The following is a 760-nucleotide window of genomic DNA, read 5'->3' on the forward strand; positions in this document are numbered from 1 at the left end:
ACCGAGGGCGGCAGGCGGCGGCTCATTCCGGGTGCACCGAGGGCGGCAGGGTCGGCACCGCGTGCAGCAGGTCACGGGGGTCGTAGCGGCGCTTGGCGTGGCGCAGCCGCGCCCAGTTCGCGCCGTAGGCGAGCCGGACCCGGTCGGTCTCCTGCGGGGCGAGCAGGTTGGGGTAACCACCGGGCAGGGCCTGCGGGGCGAGCGCCGCCGAGGTCCGCTCGGCCCACTCCTGGTGCGGGCCGGCCGACTCGCCGGGCGCCCACACCGCGATGATCTCGGTCATCAGGTGGTCGGCACGCAGTCCGAACGCTGTGTCGGCGGGTCGGACCCGGGTGGCCGCGCCGTGGAAGTGGTGCACTGCCAGCGCGGAGAACGGCGAGGTGACCTGCCGGGCCGCGTCGACGAGCGTGTCCACGGTGCTGTCGGTGAGCGCGGGCAGCCATCGGGTCCGCAGCAGGTAGTGGTTGCCGTCGACCATTCCGCCGTCGAACATCCGCAGCGCGTCCGCGTACGGCATCGGGCCGATCTGGTCGACCAGCGGGGTGCCCAGCGCGCGCAGCCGGTCCATCCACGGCAGCCCGGCGTCCAGGTCCGGGCCGCTGTAGAACGGGCAGACGAAGATCACCGGCTCGCCGGCCGGGCCGGGCAGGAAGCCGGCCATCACTGTCAGTTCGTCCGGCGCCTCGGCGACCAGCGCGCCATAGCCGCGCAGGACGGCCGGGGCCTCGGACAGCGCGAACATGATCATGCCGGCCAGCAC

General features: G+C 74.2%; 1 protein-coding gene. It reads right to left on the minus strand.

The window, feature by feature from the left end:
* Positions 1-22: 22 nt before the first annotated feature.
* On the minus strand, positions 23-760 hold a 738-nt coding region (locus KBX53_RS34765), incomplete at its 5' end, for a BBE domain-containing protein (protein ID WP_210864015.1).

This window comes from Micromonospora sp. M51, assembly GCF_018070305.1.
Classification (GTDB): Bacteria; Actinomycetota; Actinomycetes; order Mycobacteriales; family Micromonosporaceae; genus Micromonospora; species Micromonospora parva.